This window comes from Nocardia blacklockiae (assembly GCF_015477355.1).
Taxonomy (GTDB): Bacteria; Actinomycetota; Actinomycetes; order Mycobacteriales; family Mycobacteriaceae; genus Nocardia; species Nocardia blacklockiae.
The window spans coordinates 14,297-34,336 of sequence record NZ_JADLRJ010000015.1 but is presented as its reverse complement, the minus strand read 5'-3'; the positions used below and the strand labels follow the sequence as shown (position 1 = coordinate 34,336).

Annotated in this window: 13 protein-coding genes; 2 read left to right on the top strand and 11 right to left on the bottom strand. The window is 71.7% G+C overall.

Features of this window, described 5'->3' with window-relative positions; all coding sequences use genetic code 11:
* Positions 1–9: 9 nt before the first annotated feature.
* Positions 10–6,495 (bottom strand): type I polyketide synthase, encoded by a 6,486-nt coding sequence (locus IU476_RS30880; RefSeq protein WP_195105836.1) that lies wholly within the window; start codon positions 6,493–6,495, stop codon positions 10–12.
* Between the two features lie 221 nt (positions 6,496–6,716).
* On the opposite strand from IU476_RS30880, the gene IU476_RS30875 reads away from it, so the two are divergent.
* A complete protein-coding gene (locus IU476_RS30875; RefSeq protein ID WP_195105835.1) occupies positions 6,717–8,054 on the top strand; it encodes a GDSL-type esterase/lipase family protein in 1,338 nt (445 codons plus the stop codon).
* A 100-nt stretch (positions 8,055–8,154) separates the two neighbouring features.
* On the opposite strand, the gene IU476_RS30870 is transcribed toward IU476_RS30875, so the two are convergent.
* Positions 8,155–8,976, bottom strand: coding sequence for an SDR family NAD(P)-dependent oxidoreductase (locus IU476_RS30870; RefSeq protein ID WP_195105834.1), 822 nt, complete (start codon positions 8,974–8,976; stop codon positions 8,155–8,157).
* A 259-nt stretch (positions 8,977–9,235) separates the two neighbouring features.
* Between IU476_RS30870 and IU476_RS30865 the strand changes: the two genes are divergently transcribed.
* Complete coding sequence (locus IU476_RS30865; RefSeq protein ID WP_195105833.1) at positions 9,236–9,958, top strand: SGNH/GDSL hydrolase family protein; 723 nt, start codon at positions 9,236–9,238, stop codon at positions 9,956–9,958.
* 12 nt (positions 9,959–9,970) lie between these two features.
* Here the strand turns inward: IU476_RS30865 and der are convergent, their stop codons facing one another.
* The 9 genes from der to IU476_RS30820 all read right to left on the bottom strand — a co-directional run bounded on the left by der (position 9,971) and on the right by IU476_RS30820 (position 19,902).
* Positions 9,971–11,392 (bottom strand): ribosome biogenesis GTPase Der, encoded by a 1,422-nt coding sequence (gene der / locus IU476_RS30860; RefSeq protein ID WP_195105832.1) that lies wholly within the window; start codon positions 11,390–11,392, stop codon positions 9,971–9,973.
* Positions 11,389–12,057 (bottom strand): (d)CMP kinase, encoded by a 669-nt coding sequence (cmk, locus tag IU476_RS30855; RefSeq protein WP_438944090.1) that lies wholly within the window; start codon positions 12,055–12,057, stop codon positions 11,389–11,391. Before cmk ends, der begins: the two co-directional genes overlap by 4 nt.
* Before the next feature lie 80 nt (positions 12,058–12,137).
* Positions 12,138–12,947 carry a pseudouridine synthase gene (locus tag IU476_RS36455; protein WP_324194457.1) on the bottom strand — a complete coding sequence of 270 codons (810 nt, stop codon included), beginning with the start codon at positions 12,945–12,947 and terminating at the stop codon, positions 12,138–12,140.
* Positions 12,948–13,751: 804 nt separating this feature from the next.
* Positions 13,752–14,384, bottom strand: a complete 633-nt coding sequence (gene scpB, locus IU476_RS30845; protein WP_324194470.1) for an SMC-Scp complex subunit ScpB — start codon at positions 14,382–14,384, stop codon at positions 13,752–13,754.
* A gap of 497 nt (positions 14,385–14,881) precedes the next feature.
* Positions 14,882–15,769: a segregation and condensation protein A gene (locus tag IU476_RS30840; protein ID WP_195105830.1), complete on the bottom strand. Its 888-nt coding sequence runs from the start codon at positions 15,767–15,769 to the stop codon at positions 14,882–14,884.
* Between the two features lie 41 nt (positions 15,770–15,810).
* Entirely contained in the window at positions 15,811–16,779 is a 969-nt protein-coding gene (locus tag IU476_RS30835) for a ParA family protein (RefSeq protein WP_195105829.1), read from the bottom strand.
* Between the two features lie 239 nt (positions 16,780–17,018).
* Complete coding sequence (locus IU476_RS30830) at positions 17,019–18,485, bottom strand: acyltransferase domain-containing protein (RefSeq protein WP_195105828.1); 1,467 nt, start codon at positions 18,483–18,485, stop codon at positions 17,019–17,021.
* A 34-nt stretch (positions 18,486–18,519) separates the two neighbouring features.
* Positions 18,520–19,446, bottom strand: coding sequence for a site-specific tyrosine recombinase XerD (gene xerD / locus IU476_RS30825; RefSeq protein WP_195105827.1), 927 nt, complete (start codon positions 19,444–19,446; stop codon positions 18,520–18,522).
* Between the two features lie 147 nt (positions 19,447–19,593).
* Entirely contained in the window at positions 19,594–19,902 is a 309-nt protein-coding gene (locus tag IU476_RS30820) for a hypothetical protein (protein WP_195105826.1), read from the bottom strand.
* Positions 19,903–20,040 lie beyond the last annotated feature (138 nt).

The following is a 20,040-nucleotide window of genomic DNA, read 5'->3' as shown; positions in this document are numbered from 1 at the left end:
GATCTCCGTTCAGTTGGTCGGCGACGCCGGCTGGTCGATGAACTCAAACAGCTCGTCGTCCCCCGCGGTGTCGAGGTCGTCGAGGATCTCGTCGAGTTCGCCGCCGCGCAGCTGCCGCAGCAGGTCGTCGAGCCGGCCGGCGATGTCGGCGACCGCGTTCGGGTCCAGATCGGCGCTGCCGCAGGCGTCGGTGAGGGCGGCGATCTGGGTGCGGATGACGGCGGCGGGATCCTCGGTGGGCACGATCTCGTCGCGGATGTGGCGGGCCAGCGCCAGCGGCGTCGGATAGTCGAACACCACCGTGGTGGTGAGCTTCAGCCCGGTCGCCGACTTCAGGCGGTTGCGGAACTCGACCGCGCCCAGCGAGTCGAAGCCGAGGTCGGTGAACGCCTGGTCCGCGCCGATCGCCTCCGGGGACTCGTGCCCGAGCACCGCGGCGGCGTGCGTGCGAATCGTGGTGAGCACCAACGCTTCCTGATCGGCGCGGGCGCGCCCGGCCAAGGCGGTGGCCAGTTTCGACGACTCACCGGCCGTCTCGGACTCGGCGGCCCGGCGGGTGCCGCGCAGCAGCCCGCGCAGCGCCGGCGGCAGCACCTCGGGCGCCTGCGCCCCGGCGGCCCGCACGGTCGGCAGGTCCAGGCGGGCGGCGACGGTGAGCGACTGGCCCAGCACCAGCGCCGTGTCGAGCATCGCCAGGCCGTCCGCGGTCCCGATGGGCAGCAACCCGTCGCGGCGCATGCGGGCGAAGTCCTGCTCGCCGAGGTGCCCGGTGATGCCGCTGGCCTGCTCCCACACACCCCACGCCAGCGACGACGCGGGCAGACCCAGTCGCTGCCGGTGCGCGGCCAGGGCGTCGAGGAACACGTTGGCCGCGGCGTAGTTGGCCTGGCCGGGACCGCCGAGCACACCGGCGACCGAGGAGTACAGCACGAACGCCGACAGTTCCCGGGAAGCCGTGGCCGCGTGCAGGTTCCACGCCGCCTGCGCCTTCGCCCGGAACACCGTCGCCAGTTGCTCGGGGGTGAGTTCGGTGAACAGCCCGTCGTCGACGATGCCCGCCGCGTGCACGACCGCGGTGAGCGGATGCTCGGCCGGGATCGCGCCGAGGACGGCGCGCAGCGCGTCGGCGTCGGCGGCGTCGCAGGCGGTGATGTCCACGCGCGCACCGAGTTCGGCCAGTTCGGCGGCGAGCGCGTCGGCCCCGGCGGCATTGCGCCCGCTGCGGCTGAGCAGCAACAGATTCCGGGCGCCGTGCGCCGCGACCAAGTGCCGCGCCGCCGCCGCGCCGAGCACGCCGGTGCCGCCGGTGATCAGGACGGTGCCCGCGGGATCCAGCGGTGCGGGCACGGTCAGCACGTTCTTGCCGACGTGCCGGGCCTGGCTCAGGTAGCGGAACGCCTCGGGCGTGCGCCTCAGGTCCCACGGCGTCACCGGAAGCGGTTGCAGCGCACCGGCTTCGAACAGTTTCAGCAGTTCCACCAGGATGTCGTGCAGGCGCTGGGGACCGGCCTCCATCAGCACGAAGCCGCGATAGGTCACCCCGGGGTGCGCGGCGGCGACCTCGCCGGGGTCGCGCACGTCGGTCTGGCCCATCTCCACGAACCGCCCGCCGCGCGGCAGCAGCCGCAGCGACGCGTCCACGAATTCCCCGGCCAGCGAGTCCAGCACCACGTCCATGCCGCGGCCGCCGGTCGCCGCCAGGAACTCCGGCTCGAACTCCAGGGTGCGCGAATTGGCGATGTGCTCGTCGTCGAAACCCATGGCGCGCAACGTGTCCCACTTCGGCAGGCTCGCCGTCGCGTACACCTCGAGGCCGAGGTAGCGGGCCAGCTGCACCGCCGCCATGCCGACGCCGCCGGTGGCCGCGTGCACCAGCAGGGTCTCACCCTCGGTGACCGCGGCCAGATCGACCAGCGCGTAGTAGGCGGTGGCGAACACCGCGGGCACCGCCGCGGCCTGCGCGAACGTCCAGCCCTCCGGCATCGGCACCACCATCGAGCGGTCCGAGACCACCGTGTCGCCGATGCCCGCGAACAGGCCCATCACGCGGTCGCCGGGAGCGAACTCGGTGACGTCGGCGGCCACGTCGACGACCACGCCCGCGCCCTCGCCGCCGATCGGCGCGTCCGGGTCGGGGTACATGCCGAGCACGATCAGGACGTCGCGGAAGTTCATGCCGGTGGCGCGCAGCTCGACCCGCACCTCACCGGAACGCAGTGCGGCCCCGGCGTTCTCGTCGGCGCGCAGCACGATGTTGTCGCCGTTGAGGGTGCCCTTGCCCAGTGCGCCCAGCCGCCACGGGCCGCGGCCGATGAGTTCCGCGCCGCCGACCGTCTCGGCGCCGGCGCGCCCCAGCCGCGGCACGTGCGCGGTCCCGCGCCGCACCACCACCTGCGGTTCGGCCTCCAGCGCCAGCGCCGCCGCCACGGCCTCGCGGTACCGCGCGAGCTCGTCGACGTCGACCAGCACGAGCCGTTCGGGATTCTCCGCCTGCGCACTGCGCAGCAGTCCCCACACCGGCGCGGCCGCTAGGTCGGTGATGTCCTCCCCGCCCTCGGCCGCTATCGCACCGCTGGTCACCACCACGACCGTCGCGGCGGCGAACCGCTCGTCCGCCCACAGCGCCCGAACCTCGGCCAGCACCCCCGCCACCGTGCTCAGCGCACGCGCCGCCACATCGGCGGAGTCGTCGGTGAGGCAGCGAAGCACCACCACCTGCTCGCCGTCGCGGGTGTACAGCTCGACTGTTTTACCCTGGGGCACAACGGCTTCCACCGTTTCCCAGGTACCCGGCGCACCGGACTGCTGGACCGCGACCCAATTCAGGGCGTACAGGTCCGCCGCGGCCGGGGCGGTGGTGGTGAGCTGGTCGGTGGTGAGAGCGCGTACCGAGAGCGCGGAGACGTCGGCCACGAGCGCGCCCGCGGTGTCGGCGACGGTGACCGACAGCCGATCGGTTCCAGTGGGGGCCAGGCGCACTCGCAGCGCGGTCGCGCCGACCGCGGCCAGCGACACCCCTTCCCAGGCGAAGGGCAGTTTCACGGTTTCGGTGCCGTCGGTGAGCGCGGCGACCGCCATCGCGTGCAGCGCGGCGTCGAGCAGAGCGGGGTGGATGCCGAAACCGGCCGCGTCGGCACGCAGCGGCTCGGGCAGTTCGACCTCGGCGAACAGCTCCTCTCCCCGCCGCCACATCGCGGTCAGGCCGCGGAAGGCCGGGCCGTAGCCGTAGCCGCCCTCGGCGAGGGTGTCGTAGACGCCGTCCACCTCGACCGCGGTCGCCCCGGCCGGCGGCCAGGTCGCGAATTCCGCGGCGTCGGAGGGTGTTCCGGCGGCCGACAGGGTTCCCGTGGCGTGACAGGTCCACACCGGCTCGTCGGTGCCGTGCGGACGCGAGTACACCGCGATGCTCCGGTCGCCGCCCTCCTCCGCGCCGACGATCACCTGCAGGTCCGCCCCGCCGGGACCGGTCAGCGTCAGCGGCGCCTGCAGGACCAGCTCGCCGACGTGCGGCGCGCCCACCAGATCGCCCGCGTGCAAAGCGATTTCGACGAAGCCGGTACCGGGCACCAGAATGTTCCCGGCGACGACGTGATCGGCCAGCCAGGGCTGCGCCGCCACCGACAGCCGCCCCGTGAACATCACGCCGCCCCCGTCCGCGAGCGGCACCGCCGCGGCGAGCAGCGGATGCCCGGCCGCACCCAGCCCCGCCGCGCCCAGATCCGCGGAGCCGACCGGCTTGTCGAGCCAGAACCGCCTGTGCTGGAACGCGTACGTCGGCAGCTCCACCCGTCGCGCCCGCGCCCCGGCCAGCGTCGCCGACCAGTCGACCGCGGTGCCCGACACGAAGGCCGCACCGAGCGCGGCGTACAGCGACTCGGCCTCGTCCCGCTTCGGATCCAGCGTGGGGACCGCGGTCACCTCGCCCAGCTCGTCGTCGGCGAGACCGTCGCGGGTCAGCGCCGTGAGCGTCGTGCCGGGACCGGCCTCCACGAACACCGTCGCCCCGTACCGCCGCGCCGCCTGTGTCCCGGCCAGGTACCGGACCGGCTCGCGCACGTGCCGCACCCAGTAGGCGGGGTCACACAGCTGCTCGGGATCCGCCAATTCACCGGTCACGTTCGAGACGATCGGCACGGTCGGCGGGTGATAGGTCAGACCCGCGCAGACACCGGCGAAATCGCTCAGGATCGGGTCCATGCGCGGCGAGTGGAAGGCGTGGCTGACCCGCAGTCGCCGCGTCTCGTACCCGTCGCGGCCCAGCGCGGCGGCCACCTCGTCGACGACGTCCTCGTCGCCGGAGACCACCACGGTCGCGGGCCCGTTCACCGCGGCGATCGCGACCCGGTCGGCGTATCCGGCCAGCAGCGGCGCCACCTCGCTCTCCCCCGCCGGCACCGACAGCATCGCGCCGCCCTCGGGCAGCGCCTGCATCAGCAGCCCGCGCGCCGCGACGAGCTTCGCCGCGTCGGCCAGCGACCAGACCCCGGCGAGATAGGCGGCGGTGACCTCGCCGATGGAATGGCCCATCAGCAGATCCGGTCGCACGCCGAAGGATTCGAGCAGCCGGAACACCGCGACCTCCACGCAGAACAGCGCGGCCTGGGTGTAGGAGGTCTGGCTCAGCAGCTCCGCGGCGGGCGTCTGCGGCTCGGCGAACACCACGGCGCGCAGCGGCGGATCGAACTGCTTGTCGAACTGCGCGCACGCCTCGTCGAACGCGGCCGCGTACACCGGGAACCGCGCGTACAGGGTGGCGCCCATCCCGACCCGCTGGGCACCCTGACCGGGGAACAGCAGCGCGGTCTTGGCACCCGGAACAGCCTGCCCGCGCAGCACTTTCGGCGACGGCCGAGCGTCGGCCAGCGCCGCCAGCGCGTCGGTCAGCTCGGCGCGGTCCGCGCCCAGCAGCACCGCGCGCTGCGTCAGCCGGGCCCGCCCGGTGGCCAGGGTGTACGCCACATCGACGGCCGCGAGCTCCGGGCGGTCGGCGAGGTGGTCGGCCAGCCGCCGCGCCTGCGCGGTCAGCGCCGCCTCGGTGCCGCCGGAGACGACCCACGGAATCACCGGGGGGACAATGGGTTCGGCCGCCTGTTCGGCTTCCTCGGCCGCGGGTTCCGCTTCGGGCTCCTCCAGGATCACGTGGGCATTGGTGCCGCTGATCCCGAACGCCGACACTCCCGCCCGCCGCGGCCGCCCGTTGCGCGGCCAGGGCTGGGCCTCGGTCGCCAGCCGGACCTCCCCGGCGGTCCAGTCCACGTGCGGGGACGGCTCGTCCACGTGCAGCGTCGGCGGCACGGAGGCGTGCCGCATCGCCATCACCATCTTGATCACCCCGGCGACGCCCGCGGCGGCGCTGGTGTGACCCATGTTCGACTTGATCGACCCCAGCCACAGCGGCGTCTCGCGGTGCTGCCCGTAGGTGGCCAGCAACGCCTGCGCCTCGATCGGGTCGCCCAGCGAGGTGCCGGTGCCGTGCGCCTCGACCACGTCCACCTCGGCCGCGCTCAGCCGGGCGCCGGCCAGCGCCGCCTCGATCACCCGCCGCTGCGACGGGCCGTTGGGCGCGGTCAGCCCGTTGGAGGCGCCGTCGGAGTTCACCGCGGAGGAGCGCAGCACCGCCAGCACCTCGTGGCCGTTGCGCTGCGCGTCCGAAAGCCGTTCCAGCACCAGCATTCCCGCGCCTTCCGACCACGCGGTGCCGTTGGCCGCGGCGGCGAACGCCTTCGCGCGGCCGTCCGGCGAGATCACCCGCTGGCGGGAGAACGCGATGAACGCCTCGGGCGTCGGCATCACCGTCACACCGCCCGCCAGCGCCAGCGCGCACTCCCCGGCCCGCAGCGAACGCGCCGCGTCGTGCATCGCGACCAGCGACGACGAACAGGCGGTATCGATCGACACCGCCGGGCCCTCCAGGCCCAGCACGTACGCCACCCGGCCCGAGGCCACGCTGGTGGTGCGGCCGGTGAGCAACAGCCCGGCCAGCCCGCTCTGGTCTTCGGAGATGTTCGGGCCGTACTGCACCTCGATGATCCCGGCGAACACGCCCGTCGCCGTGCCGCGCAGCGTGGTCGGATCGATGCCCGCGCGCTCCAGGGCCTCCCACGAGACCTCCAGCAGCTGCCGCTGCTGCGGCTCCATCGCCAGCGCCTCCTTCGGGCTGATCCCGAAGAACGCCGCGTCGAAATCGGCGGCGCCGCCGAGGAATCCGCCCTCGCGCGCATAGGAGGTGCCCTCGTGGTCGGGGTCCGGGTGATACAGCCCGTCCACATCCCACCCGCGGTCGTCGGGGAAACCCGAGATGACATCGCGCCCCGCGGACACCATGCCCCACAGCTCCTCCGGCGACCGCACCCCGCCGGGATAGCGGCACGCCATCCCGACGATCGCGATCGGCTCGCTCGACCTGGACTCCAGCTCGGCCAGCCGCTGCCGGGTCCTGTGCAGATCGATGGCCGCCCGCTTGAGATAGGTGCGGAGTTTTTCTTCTGTCGCCATACCCGTCTCCCGAATTTCGGCATAAGATCGCCGCGGCGACCGCACGAAATACTCGGCCCGCGAACGACTTCCATGGTTGCGGCGAACCGCGATCGGCGGTAACCCCTAGCCTGCCCCTATCCCCGCGCAGCGGGGCGGACACCGCGACAAACGTCTGCTTATACTCCGGCACAACGTCATTCGTGTTCGGCAACGCCGGAGAACACAGATAGGTCGCCTTCATGAATCCCCTCGGAAATCCGCGCCGCCGTGCAGTTTCCAGCAATGCCCGCGTCGCGATGTCCGCGCTCGCGGTGGCATTCGGCGTCGCTGCCGCAACCGCCCCCGCCCTCGCCGAGCCGCCGTCCGACTGCGCGAGCCCGCGGTGGGTGGGCAGCTGGCTGATGGCCGCCTCCGACGCCACCCCGGTGTCGGATATGGCGCTCACGCCGACCGTGTCGCTGTTCGACCAGACCTACCGCATCGTGGTCACCCCGCATCTGGGCGGCGACACGCTGCGCGTGCACCTGACCAACCGGCTGAGCCCGCTGCCGGTCACCTTCGGCACCGTCACCGTCGCCGCGCAGACCGCCGGGGCCGCGATCGACCCGGAGACGCTGCGCGCGGTCACCTTCGGCGGTCAGCCGTCGGCGACCGTGGCACCCGGCGCGGAGCTGATCAGCGACCCGATCCCGCTGCGGTTCGACGCCTTCGAGCCGCTGGCCGTCAGCGTCTACGTGCCCGGCCTGTCCGCCCCGGCCACCGAGAACATCGTCGGCCTGGCCACCAGCTACTACGGCCCGCCCGGCTCGGGCGACCACGCCGCCGACCCCGGCGGCGCGGCCCTCACCATGCGCACCACCAGCGTCCTGTTCGCCGGCGGCATCGATGTGCTGGCCGCGCCGCGGCAGTCGAGCGTGGTGGCACTCGGCGATTCGATCAGCACCGGATATGCGGGCGCGACGTATTACGAAGGGCCGCAGGACCCTTCGATCGTCGACCGCAACCTGCGTTACACCGATTTCCTGCAACACCGCCTGGACGCCGCGGGAATTCCGATCACGGTGTTGAATTCGAGTATCTGGGGCAACCGCGTGGTGCGAAATCAAACAATTCCGCAAACCGGGCCGGGCGCGTCGGCAAGGTTGCAGCACGACGTCATCGACACCGCCGGAATCAGCGATGTGATAATCGCCTCGGGCACCAATGATCTCGCATTCCCGCCGACCCAGAACCCCGAACAGCTGGCGGCCGCCTACACCGAAATCATCGGCCGCCTGCACGCGGCCGGAATTCGGGTGCACCTGGCCACGATTCCACCGTCGGTGCGCTCGTTCATCGCCGGCGGCCTGGCCCCCGACGCCGACGCGGTCCGGCAGCGGGTCAACGACTGGATCCGCGGCCAACAGCTCTCCGACACCGTGATCGACTTCGACGCCGTGCTGCGCGACCCGGCCGACCCCGCGGCGCAGCGCCCCGATCTGGTCTCCCCCACCCTGGTGCACCCGAATCCGCAGGGGCACCGAGCGCTGGCCGACGCGATCGATATCGACGCCCTGCAGGGCTCGCGCTGCCGCTGACCCGCGCGGGCGGCCTCGCACCGAGGCCGCTCGCGCGCCGACGGCCCGGACATCGCCGTCCGGGCCGTCACCGAAAACGCTTGCGGTTCCGGGCTTTCCGCTACAGCCGGTCGCGCACCGCGGCCTGCTTGCGGAACACCGGCGACATCCGCCGCGCCATCCGATCCGCGAAGCCCGGCGACAGCTGGGTGGTGGCGAACATCGACCGCACCGGCATGCCCATGTCCAGCACCTCGGACTTGTTGCGCCGCACCGCACCGACGATCTTGCCCGCGATCCGGTCGACGTTCGTGGAGCCCAGCAGCGCACTGGCCTGCACGCCCTGGTCGACCCACACCTGATACATGCCGTCGCCCTTCACGAAGCCCGGCAGCACGACCGAGAAGCCGATCGGGGTGCCGTGGTACTCCGCGCGCAGCGACTGCGCGAGCGAGACCAGCCCGGCCTTCGTCGCGGCGTAGGGCGCCTGGAACGCCGGCGCCACCTTGGCCGCGCCGGTCGAGACGAACACCACGTGCCCCCGGCCGCGTTCGGCCATGCCGGGCAGCACCCGCCGGGTGAGCCGCATCGGCGCCATCAGATTGACGTCGACGATCCACTCGAGTTCGCTGTCGCTGTACTGCGTGAACGCCGCGGCCAATTCGACACCGGCATTGTTGATCAGGACATCGATCGGGCCGAGCGCCCCTTCGGCGCGGTCGACCAGTTCGTCGAGCCCGGCCGGATCGGCCAGGTCGCCGAGCACCGGCTCGGCCTTGGCCCCGCTCTCGCGCAGTTCCTCCGCCAGCGCGCCGAGCACGTCGGCCTGCCGCCCGGCCAAGGCCACGTGGGCCCCGGCCGCCGCCAGCCGGCGCGCCACCCGCTTCCCGATACCGCCCGACGCGCCGGTCAGCAGCACCGTGCGTTCCTTCAGATCCTTCACTGCTCCTCCTGGAGTCCGAATGCGGAAGGCACCGACCCGCAGCCGACACCGCACGACCGTTCGCCGATGTCGCCCAGCCTGCCGCTCGGCAATCGGGCAGGTAAACCCCTATCCCTGCCCCTATCCGCCGCTCATCGGCCGGGCCGGCAGGTACCTTGACCCGTAGACTACTCGCCCGGTAGCGTGAAAAGCACGCACGTTCGTTCGGTCAACGCGGCGCACTACTCGACATGTTCAGCTCAGCAATCAAGGAGAACCCATGGCGGAGGCAAGCGGGCCCAGCACCGCGGCGGCGGAGCGCCCGCTCGGCGCGTTCCCGGCGCAGGGCTACACCGAGGACACCGACCCGGACTGCCTGCCCGACGAGGTGGCCGCGGACATGCTGCGCGCCGCGCCCTGGCGGCGGATCGCGCTCATCGGCGACAGCACCGCGCACGGCGCGGGCGACCCCAGCCCGGGCTACCGCGAAATGTATTGGGCCCCTCGGGTTCTCCAGGTGCTGCGGCAGGCGGTGGGCGAGGTCGAGTTCCTCAACACCGGCCGCATCAACGCCACCACCCGGCAGGTGCTCGACGAGCAGCTGGACGCCGCGCTGGCCTTCGGCCCCGACCTGCTCTACATCGCCTGCGGCGGCAACGATCTGTGGACCGACAATCCCGATTACGCTGCGGCGGAAGACAATTTGAACCGCATCTGCGCCGCAGGGCAGGCGATCGGCGCCCGCCTGGCGACCATGACGATCGCCGACGCCGTCCCCGAGCACATCCCCGCGCTGCGGCCGTTCCACGCCCGGCTGGACGAGCTCAACAAGGTGATCCGCCGCGTCGCCGAGCGCTACGACGCCATCCTGGTCGACCTGTGGTGGCATCCGGTCGGCCACCGCCCCACCGTGATGTCGGCCGACAACATCCACTTCAACATCTCCGGTCACGCGGTGGTGGCGGCCGAGGTGGTCAAGGCGCTGGCCGCCGCCGACCGCTGAACCGGGTCTCCCCTAACGCTTGCGGCGGTCGCGCTTTTCGCGCACCCGGACCGAGATGCGTACCGGGGAACCGTCGAAACCGAATTCCTCACGCAGCCGCCGCTCCAGGAAACGGCGGTAGCCGGCCTCCAGGAAGCCCGTCGTGAACAGCACGAAGGTCGGCGGTCGCGTGGTCGCCTGGGTGGCGAACAGCACGCGCGGCAACCGGCCGCCGCGCATCGGCGGCGGGGTGGCCGCGATCACCTCCTTGAGCCAGGTGTTCAGACGGCCGGTGGGGATGCGCTTGTCCCAGGACTCCAGCGCGGTTTCCATTGCGGGAACGAGCTTCTGGACCGCGCGCCCGGTCTGGGCGGAGATGTTGACCCGCTGCGCCCACGGCACCTGGACCATCTCCCGGTCCACCTCGCGCTCGAGCTGGTAGCGGCGGTCCTCGTCGACCAGATCCCACTTGTTGTAGGCGATCACCAGCGCGCGACCGGCGTCGGCGACCATGCTGATCACCCGCAGGTCCTGTTCGGTGATCGGCTGCGAGGCGTCGATCAGCATCACCGCGACCTCGGCGGCCTCGATGGCGGCCTTGGTGCGCAGCGAGGCGTAGAACTCGGTGCCGCTGGCATTGGCGACCTTGCGGCGCAATCCCGCGGTGTCGACGAAACGCCAAGGCTTGCCGCCCAATTCGACCACCGTGTCGACCGGGTCGACGGTGGTGCCGGCCACGTCGTGCACCACCGAGCGCTCGTCGCCCGACAGCTTGTTCAACAGGCTCGACTTGCCGACGTTCGGCTTGCCGACCAGCGCCACCCGGCGCGGCCCGCCCAGCGCCACGGCGTCCTCGCGCGGCGTCTCCGGCAGCACGGCGAGCAGGTCGTCGAGCAGGTCGCCGGTGCCCCGGCCGTGCGCCGCGGACACCAGCCGCGGCTCACCCAGCCCCAGCGACCAGAGCACGGCCGCCTCCGCCTCCAGCTTCGCGCCGTCGACCTTGTTGGCGACGAGGATGACCGGAGTCTTGGAGCGGCGCAACACCTTCACCGCCGCCTCGTCGGTCGCCGTCGCGCCCACGGTCGCGTCGACCACCAGCAGGATGGCGTCGGCGGTCCGCATCGCCTGCTCGGCCTGCCGCGCCACCGACTGCTGCAGTCCCTTGGCGTCGGGCTCCCAGCCGCCGGTGTCCTGCACCAGGAACTTGCGCCCGGCCCAGGACGCCTCGTAGGAGATGCGGTCACGGGTCACCCCGGGCACGTCCTCCACCACGGCCTCGCGGCGACCCAGAATCCGGTTCACCAGTGTGGATTTGCCGACATTCGGGCGGCCGACCACGGCCACCGTCGGCATCGGGACGTGCTCGTGCGCCGCCACGTCGCCGTCGAGATCGGCGATCTCCCACTCGGTTTCGTCGGCCCAGACGCCGTCGGTCGCGAAGGTCTCCGGCGTCATCGCCCGCCTCCTGTCGAAACATGGTCGGCCACCACGCGATACAGCTCGTCGATGACCTCGTCGCGGGTGAGTTCGCTGGTGTCGACCAGCACTGCGTCGGCGGCCGGCCGCAGCGGCGAGACCGCGCGGGTGGAGTCCAGGTTGTCGCGCCGCTGCACGTCGGCGAGCACCGCCTCGTAGTCGTCGCCGCGACCCTCCGCGATGTTCTGCTGATTGCGCCGGAACGCGCGGGCCTGCGCGGAGGCGGTCAGGTAGATCTTGGCGTCGGCGTCGGGCAGCACGACCGTACCGATGTCGCGGCCCTCCACCACGACACGCCCTGCGGCGACGGCGATCTCGCGCTGCAACGCGACCAGCTGCTCGCGCACCTCGGGCACGGCCGACACCGCGGACACCGCCTTGGTCACCGCGTTGCCGCGGATCTCGTCGGAGACGTCCTCGCCGTCCAGCTCGATCACCTCGCGCGCGGGGTCGGTGCCGATGGTCAGCGGCAGGTCCTTCACGGCGACGGCGATGGCCGCCGGGTCGTCCAGGTCGACGTCGGCGCGCAGCACGCGCAGGGTCGCCACCCGGTACATGGCGCCGGTGTCGAGATAGCGCGCGCCCAGCCGGGTGGCCAGCTTGCGCGACACGCTCGACTTGCCGGTGCCCGACGGGCCGTCCATCGCCACGACCAGCGTCGCCCGGGACAACTCGTCGGGAATCTCCGTACCCGCCACGACGATTCCTCCTGCTTGCACACCGTTCACAACGCCACCGCCTCGTAGAGCTTCCCGATTTCGTCACGGCCGAGCACGCGCAGCGTGCCGGGCCGCTGGTCGCCGAGCGCGACCGGGCCGATGTTGGTGCGCACCAGCGCGTCGACCGGATGGCCGACCTCGGCCAGCAGCCGGCGCACGATGTGCTTGCGGCCCTCGTGCAGCACGATTCGAACGAGGGACTTGCCCTCGCCGACCTCGAGCACCTGGAACTTGTCGACCTTGGCCGGGCCGTCGTCGAGTTCGACGCCCTCGCGCAGCCGCTTGCCGACGCCGCGCTGCACCTCGCCGTTCACCGACGCCAGATAGGTCTTGCTGACCTCGAACGACGGATGCATCAGCCGATGCGCCAGATCGCCGTCGTTGGTGAGCAGCAGCAGGCCCTCGGTCTCGGCGTCCAGGCGGCCGACGTGGAACAGCCGCTGTCCGGCCATCACCCGCTCGGCGACGATATCGCCGACGCAGGGGCGGCCGAGTTCGTCGGACATGGTCGACTGGTAGCCCTTCGGCTTGTTCAGCGCGAGGTACACCTGCTCGTCGCGCACGACGACGCGCACGCCGTCGACCCGGACCACCGCGGTGTCGGGATCGATGCGCAGGCCCTGCTCGCGCACCACCGCGCCGTCGACCTCGACGCGGCCCTGTTCGATCAGCTCCTCGGCGGCGCGGCGGGAGGCGACCCCGGCCTTGGCCAGGACCTTCTGCAGGCGCTCGCCCTCGCCCCAGGGGAGTTTCGTGGGCCCGTTCTGAGGTTCCTCGACGTGCTGGTGGCGCGCGGGCTTGGCGAAGCTGAGCACGGTCGGCGGCTTGCGCTGCGGCTTCGGTTTGCGGCTGGGCGCCGGTTTCGGAGTCAGCGGCCGCCCGCCGCCGATGCTCGGCTTACCCGCCAGCGACCGGCTCTCGCCCCGCCCCGGCTGTGCCCCCTGGTCCGCGCGATAACCCCGCCCGGACCCACCACTGCCACCGCGATCCGCCCCGAAACCGCTTGCGCGAGTGGGACGTCCACGCCCGGCGCCCCGCTCGTCACGGCCTCCGCGGAAGGACTCCCCACGCCCGCCGGAGTATCCCCCACGATCCTGCGTGAAGCCGCCACGATCCCGCGAGTAACCGCCCCAGCCCTGCGAGCCACCACCGCGCTCGGACGAATATCCGCCTCGCCCTTGGTAATTGCCACCGCGCTCGGACGAATAGCCGCCGCGACCCTGCCCGCTGCCACCCTGGCCGTAACCACCGCGGCCCGGCGTGCGTCCGCCTCCCGACCCCGTGCCGCGCGAGTAGTCGTCGCGATCGGAGCCACGACGAGCCCCGAAACCGCCGCGATCGTCCTGGCCGCCGGAACCGCCCCGCCCGGAGTAGCCGCCGTCCCCACCGCGAGACGAATAACCGCCACGGGTGTCGTTGCCACGCTTCGAGTAGCCGCTACCTTTGTCACCCTCGCGCGACGAGTACCCGCCGCGGGCGGAGTAGCCGTCGTCGCCGCGGCCTCGGCCGCCGCGGGCGGGGGCGCCGCGTCCTCGGGAACCACCGCGCGGTGACTCCGCGCTACCTTTTCTGCGATCCGGTGTGCCATCTCGGCGAGCGGGTGTATTCACGTTGTCCTGTCAATCCTCGGCGCCGAGATCGATGTCGGCCTCGGCGGGTTTCTTCAGCTTGGCGTACCGCGGATCGGTCTCCAGGCTCTCGTTGATCTCATCGATCAGGTCGACGCCCGGCAGCAGGGGCGCCAGCGACGGCAGTTCCGTCAGCGACGCGAGCCCGATCCGTTCGAGGAACAGTTCGGTCGTGACATACAGGGTGCCGTTGGTCTCCGGGTCGGTCCCCGCCTCGGCGATGAGGCCGCGTGCCACCAGGGTCCGGATCACGCCGTCGACGTTCACTCCACGCACGGCGCTGACCCGTGCTCGCGTAACCGGTTGACGATAGGCGATCACCGCCAGAGTTTCCAAAGCGGCCCTGGTCAACTTGGAGCGCGCGCCGTCGAGCAGCATCCGCTCGACGTACGGCGCGAAGTCGGTGCGGGTGTAGTAGCGCCACCCGTCGCCCACGAACCGCAGGTCGATGCCGCTGCGCCGGGCCGTCAGCTCGGCCGACATCGCACGCAGCGCCTGCTCCACCCGCGCCTCGCTGTCGTCCACCGCGGACGCCAGCAACTCCACCGGCGCGGGCGCGTCGACGATCAGCAACATCGCCTCCAGCGCGGCCCGAAACTCCTCGTCGTCCAGCCTTTCCGGCACATCGCGCTCGTCGACGGCATCGGCCTCGGCGAGCCCGACCGCACTCCCGTTCCGCGCCTGCTTCGCCGCGCCGTTCACGGCCTCGGCAGCCCCGCCGTGACGGATACCACCCGAATCCGGTGCGAGATCCTCGTCACCCGCCGCGTCCGCACCGGAACTGGCCACGGCAGCACCCGCCGCGTCGACACCGGCAACCGCTCCCGCGCCGTCGGCCGCGTCGACACCGGCCACCGCACGCCCGAACTCATCTGCGCCGGGGATCGCCGCGGACTCGGCAAGCGTCTCCGAATTGGCCTTCTCGCCACCTCCCGCGGCGTGCAGGAGTTCGGCGACGATTTCCGCGGCGGACTGCCTGGGGGCGGAAGGCTCCGCCGACTCGATCCCGGCGTCCGTGGAGCTCGAAGCCTCCTCGGCCTTGTTCACCTGGTCGGCCGCGGCCGCCGCCTCAGCCTCGGTGTGCTCCGGCTCCCGGCCGGGGCCCGCGCTGTCCTCCATCGTCACCCGTAGTCCTCGTCGATTGTCAGCGGCTCGGAAGGTTCGTCCCGGGGTTCGCCGATCCAGCTGATCGCCAGCGGGCCGAGCGGGTCGGGCTGGTCGAATTCGATCGTCTTGCCCCGGTACAGCTCCAGCAGCGCCAGGAAGCGAGCCACGATCTGGATCGGCACCTCGCAGTCGGCGCACAGCTCGGGGAAGGTGGTCCACTCGCCCGCCCCGCGGTTCTTCAGCATGTCCAGCACCAGCGCCGCCTGCTCGGCCACCGAGATGGCGTGGGCGTGCAGATGGTCCAGGCCCACCTTCGGCGTCGGGCGAGGCCGGAACGCGGTCGCGGCGATCTCGGCGAAACCGGCGGCGTCGACCCCCAGCGTAACCTCCGGCAGCAGGTCGAGGAACCGCTCCTCGAGCGACACCGCCCGCGGATACCGCCGCAGCGCCGCCTGTTCCAGCTCCCCCAGCAGCTCGGCGACCTGCTTGAACGCCCGGTACTGCAGCAGCCGCGCGAACAGCAGGTCGCGCGCCTCCAGCAGTTCGAGGTCGTCCTCGTCGGTCACCTCGCCCGAGGGCAGCAGCCGCGCCGCCTTCAAATCCAGCAGGGTCGCGGCGACCACCAGGAACTCGGTGGTCTGGTCGAGGATCTTGTCCGCGCGCAGCGTCGGATCGGCGTCCAGGCTCGCCGTCAGCACCTTGGTGTAGGCGATGAATTCGTCGGTGACCTGATGCAGCGCCACCTCGGTGACATCGAGGCGGCGCTGACTGATCAATTGCAGCAGCAGGTCGAACGGACCCTCGAAATTACTCAGCCGCAGATGGAACTTCGCCGATCTGTCCGCGGTGTCCGGTGCGGCGGAGTCGTCGGCGGGCGCGGCGGGACCCGGCGGATCCGGCACGAGGGCGGGTGCGTCCCGAACTGCTGGTGGCGGCGTCCCGGTCACCGGCCCGACCGGTGGATGACTTCCCGTGCCATCGCCCGATAGGCCTCCGCGCCCGCGGATTTCGGCGCCCACGTGGTGATCGGCTCGCCGGCCACGCTGGCGTCGGGGAAGCGCACGGTGCGGTTGATCACCGTGTCGTACACCAGGTCTCCGAAGACCTCGACCACTCGGGACATCACCTGCCGCGAGTGCAGCAATCGCGCGTCGAACATGGTGACCACGATGCCGGACAGGCTCAGCCGGGGGTTCAGCCGGTCCCGCACCTTCTCCACGGTGTCGGTGAGCAGCGCCAGCCCGCGCAGCGAGAAGTATTCGCACTCCATCGGAATGACGACGCCATCGGCGCAGGCCAGCGCGTTGACGGTGAGCAGGCCCAGCGACGGCTGGCAGTCGATGAGGATGTAGTCGTAGCTGTCGCGCAGCGGGGCCAGCGCCCGGCCCAGTGTCTGTTCCCGGCCGACCTCGTTGACCAGCTGGATCTCCGCGGCCGACAGGTCGATGTTGCTGGGTAGCAGGTCCATGTTGTCGACCTTGGTCTTCAGCAGCACGTCGTTCGCGGCCGCGCGGCCGCCGACCAGCAGGTTGTGCACGGTGAGATCGAGGTCGTGATGGGCGACGCCGAGCCCGGCCGATAACGCGCCCTGCGGATCCAGGTCGACCAGCAGCACGCGGCGACCGTATTCGGCCAGCGCGGCACCGAGATTGATGGTGGAGGTGGTCTTGCCGACGCCACCCTTCTGATTGCACATGGCGACGATCAGCGCGGGCCCGTCGCTCGTCACGGGCGGGGGTTCCGGAATTTCGCGCAGCGGGCGTCCGGTCGGGCCGAGTTCCGTGCCGTCCGCCACGATATCGTTCGCCTCCCACAACGTTTGGGCCGCCCGCTCTATGCGCGTGCCAGGGGTCTGTGAAAGCGGTTCTGCCGCAGCTCTGATCGGCGGTTCGGCCGCGTCGGCTGTCGTCATATCCGCTGCTCCTTCAGTTTTCTGCCCAATGCCCCGCCAGGCGCTGCGGGACAGTTCCCACCCGACATCACCCAGGGTCGCATTCGGACTCCATAGACGCTACCGCCTCGGAGCGCAAGACCTAGGCTCGGACACGCGCTGTGAACATCCCCGCAGCAGGTGCCGATGTCGAGTGTGAACATGAGTACCGCATCCCCGTCAACACTAATCGCGGTCCCCGCCGCGCCGGTGGTTCTCCGTCAGTCCGCGACGTCGGCCGGAGGCACGATCCAGTCGGGCACGGCGGCGTCGCGAATCTCCGAGAGGGCGCGGCGCGGGAAGCGCGGCGGCGTGGCCGGACCGGGCTTGGCCATCGCCCCGTCCGTCAGCAGCTCCCAGCGGAAGCGCAGGTCACGTACCGCGACGCTGGCGAGGTTGCGGGTGAACTCGCCGAGATCCCCGGCGTCGCGGCGGGAGGTGGCGACGAGCCGGAAATCGGTGTCCGCCTGGGCGCGAGTCCGGGCGGTGTACAGATTCTCCTGCACCGCGAGCGCGAGCAGCGGATTGTCGGCCAGTTCGACGAACAGGTCGGCGCTGTCGGCGGCGGCCATGGTCGCCCGGTCGAAGCGCACCCGGTTGCGCAGGTTCAGGAACCAGAACTCCGCCTGCGGCAGGCCGGGCGGCACCGGGCCGCCGATCGTCGCGGCGAACAACGGAATCTCGGACTCGTCGAAGGTCCACTCGTACAGGTGCTCTCGCACGCCCTCGGCGGCCAGTCGCCGGTAGGGCGCGACGAGGTCGGTGTGCGCCGGGTAGTCGACGCGGATCTCCTTGGCGAAACGCCCACGGCCACGCACCGTTTCGATGATCTCCAGGACCGCCGGGCGCTGCCCGGAGATCGCGACGATATTGGGCGAGTTCACCACCGAGAGCTTCAGCCAGCCGATGTTGCGGGCGATGAGCGCTTCGCACTCGTCGATGTCGACGCCGAGCACCGCCATGGTGTAGCCGCGCGGCGCGTGCTCGGCGATGAGGTCGGCGCGCACCTTGGTCGCCACCAGCGTGTCGCGCACCGTCGCCATGCCGCACACCGCCGCCGCGGCCAGTTCGCCCTGGCTGTGCCCGATCGTCACCGCGGGGGTGACGCCGGCCGCCAGCCACATCTCGGCGAGGCCGAGGGTGTGCATGTACAGGGCGGGTTGCAGCACGCCGATGTCGTCGATGTACTGCTCGTCGTCGACCAGCAGGTAGTGCAGCGGCTCGGGCGCGTCCAGTTCCTCGCCGAGGACGACCGCGCACTCGTCGACGCGGGCGCGGTAGGCCGCCGAGCGGTCGTAGTACAGCTTGCCCATGCCGGGTCGCTGGCTGCCCTGCCCGGGGAAGACGAACGCGGTGCGCTGCGTCGTCGCGGGTCCGTCGCCGCGCACGAGCGCCGGATCGGCCTCACCCGACACGACCGCGCACAGCGCCCGCCGCAGATCCTCGCGATCGGAGACCATGGCGAGCGCCCGATGCGGCCGCACCGTGCGGGTGCGCAGCAGCGCGGCGGAAATCTCGTCCGCGCCGGCTTCGGGATGCTCGTCGAGATAGTCGCGGACCGCGACGGCCTCGCGTACCAGCAGGTCGGGATTCTCGGCGGAGAGTACGACGGGAATCCGCCCGTCCGGCAGCCTGTAGCCCGAAATGATTCCGCCTCCTGATTTACCGCGCAGCCAACCCGAAGACAATATGCCACAGGCCCGGAACGCGATCGGGGCCGCGTTACCGGGCGCGCGGATGCGCCGTCGCCCACACCTCGTGCAGGGTGTTCACCGTCACCAGGGTGTAGATCTGGGTGGTCGTCACCGACGCGTGGCCCAGCAGTTCCTGCACCACCCGGACATCCGCGCCGCCGTCCAGCAGATGCGTCGCGAACGAGTGCCGCAGGGTGTGCGGGGAGACCGCGGCGCCGATGCCCGCGCGTTCGGCGGCGTCCTGCAGCACCTGCCAGGCGCTCTGCCGGGACAGCCGACCGCCGCGCGCATTGCAGAACAGCGCGGGATTTCCCTTGCCGCGCACGGCGAGTGCGGGGCGGCCGCGGACCAGGTAGGCGTCCAGGGCGGCCAGCGCCGGGCGGCCGATCGGGACCATGCGCTGTTTACCGCCCTTGCCGTGCAGGACCACCGCGCGCTCGCCGGTGTCGATGTCGTCGACGTCGAGCCCGACCACCTCGGAGATGCGGGCGCCGGTCGAGTACAGCAGTTCCAGCAGTGCCCGGTCGCGCAGCCCGCGCGGGCCGCCGTCGGCCGGCCCGGTGCCGCCGGCCGCCTCCAGTAATCGCGAAATCTGGTCGTAGGGCAGGGCTTTCGGGAGCCGGCGGGCGGGCGTCGGCGGTTTGACCGCGTGCGCGACATCACCCGCGGTGATGCCCTCGGCCGCGGCGAAGCGGTGCAGTCCGCGCACCGCGACCAGGCCCCGGGCGGCCGAGCTGGCGGCCAGCGGCGGATAACCCTCGCTCCCGGCGCGCAACGCCACCACGAAGTCGGCGATATCACTCTCGGTGACCCGCTCCAACCCGTCGATGCCGCGCTGCGCCAAGAACTCCCGGTACCGCTCCAGATCGCGCCGATACGCGCTGAAGGTGTTGCGCGCCGCGCCCCGCTCGACCGTCAGATGGTCGAGATACGCCTGAATCTGCCGCTCCAGCACCGGCGGCCCCTATCGCCGCGCCCGCACGCGGCCGACCGCGGGGGCGCGGGTCGACCGTACGGGGCTCACGGCACACATCATGGCAGCCCCATCCGACAATCCGCAGAACGAAACACGAGCCCCCAGCCGCGCGGGCGGGTGGCGGGCCTACAAACTCAGGGCCGCGCGTAGTCGGGTGTCGAGGGCGTCCATCTCGTCGGCGGTCAGCTCGCCGGCCAGCTCGGCGAGCCACACCCGGTAGACGCGGTGGAATTCGAGGGCGTCGGCCCAGCCGTGGCAGGTGTGGATGGTGAGCACGTGGCCCGGGTCGTCCTCGGCGAACGGCACGACGTGCAGCCAGCGGTACGGCGAGGTGATCACCGCCGGGTCCGACACCACCACGACCGTGGTGCGCCGGGGCGCCGGCGTGCCGTCGGGCAGCACCGGCGCGTACCGCCAGACTTCGCCGCGTCTCATGCGGCCTCGCGCGGCCGGGCGGCCACCCGCGACGTCTGGACGACTGTCACCGGTTCCGCCTCGCGCATACCCTCATGCATACCAGAGCGGCGCGGCACCAGAAACCCGGCGGCAACTCGGATCTGCGGGATTCGGAAT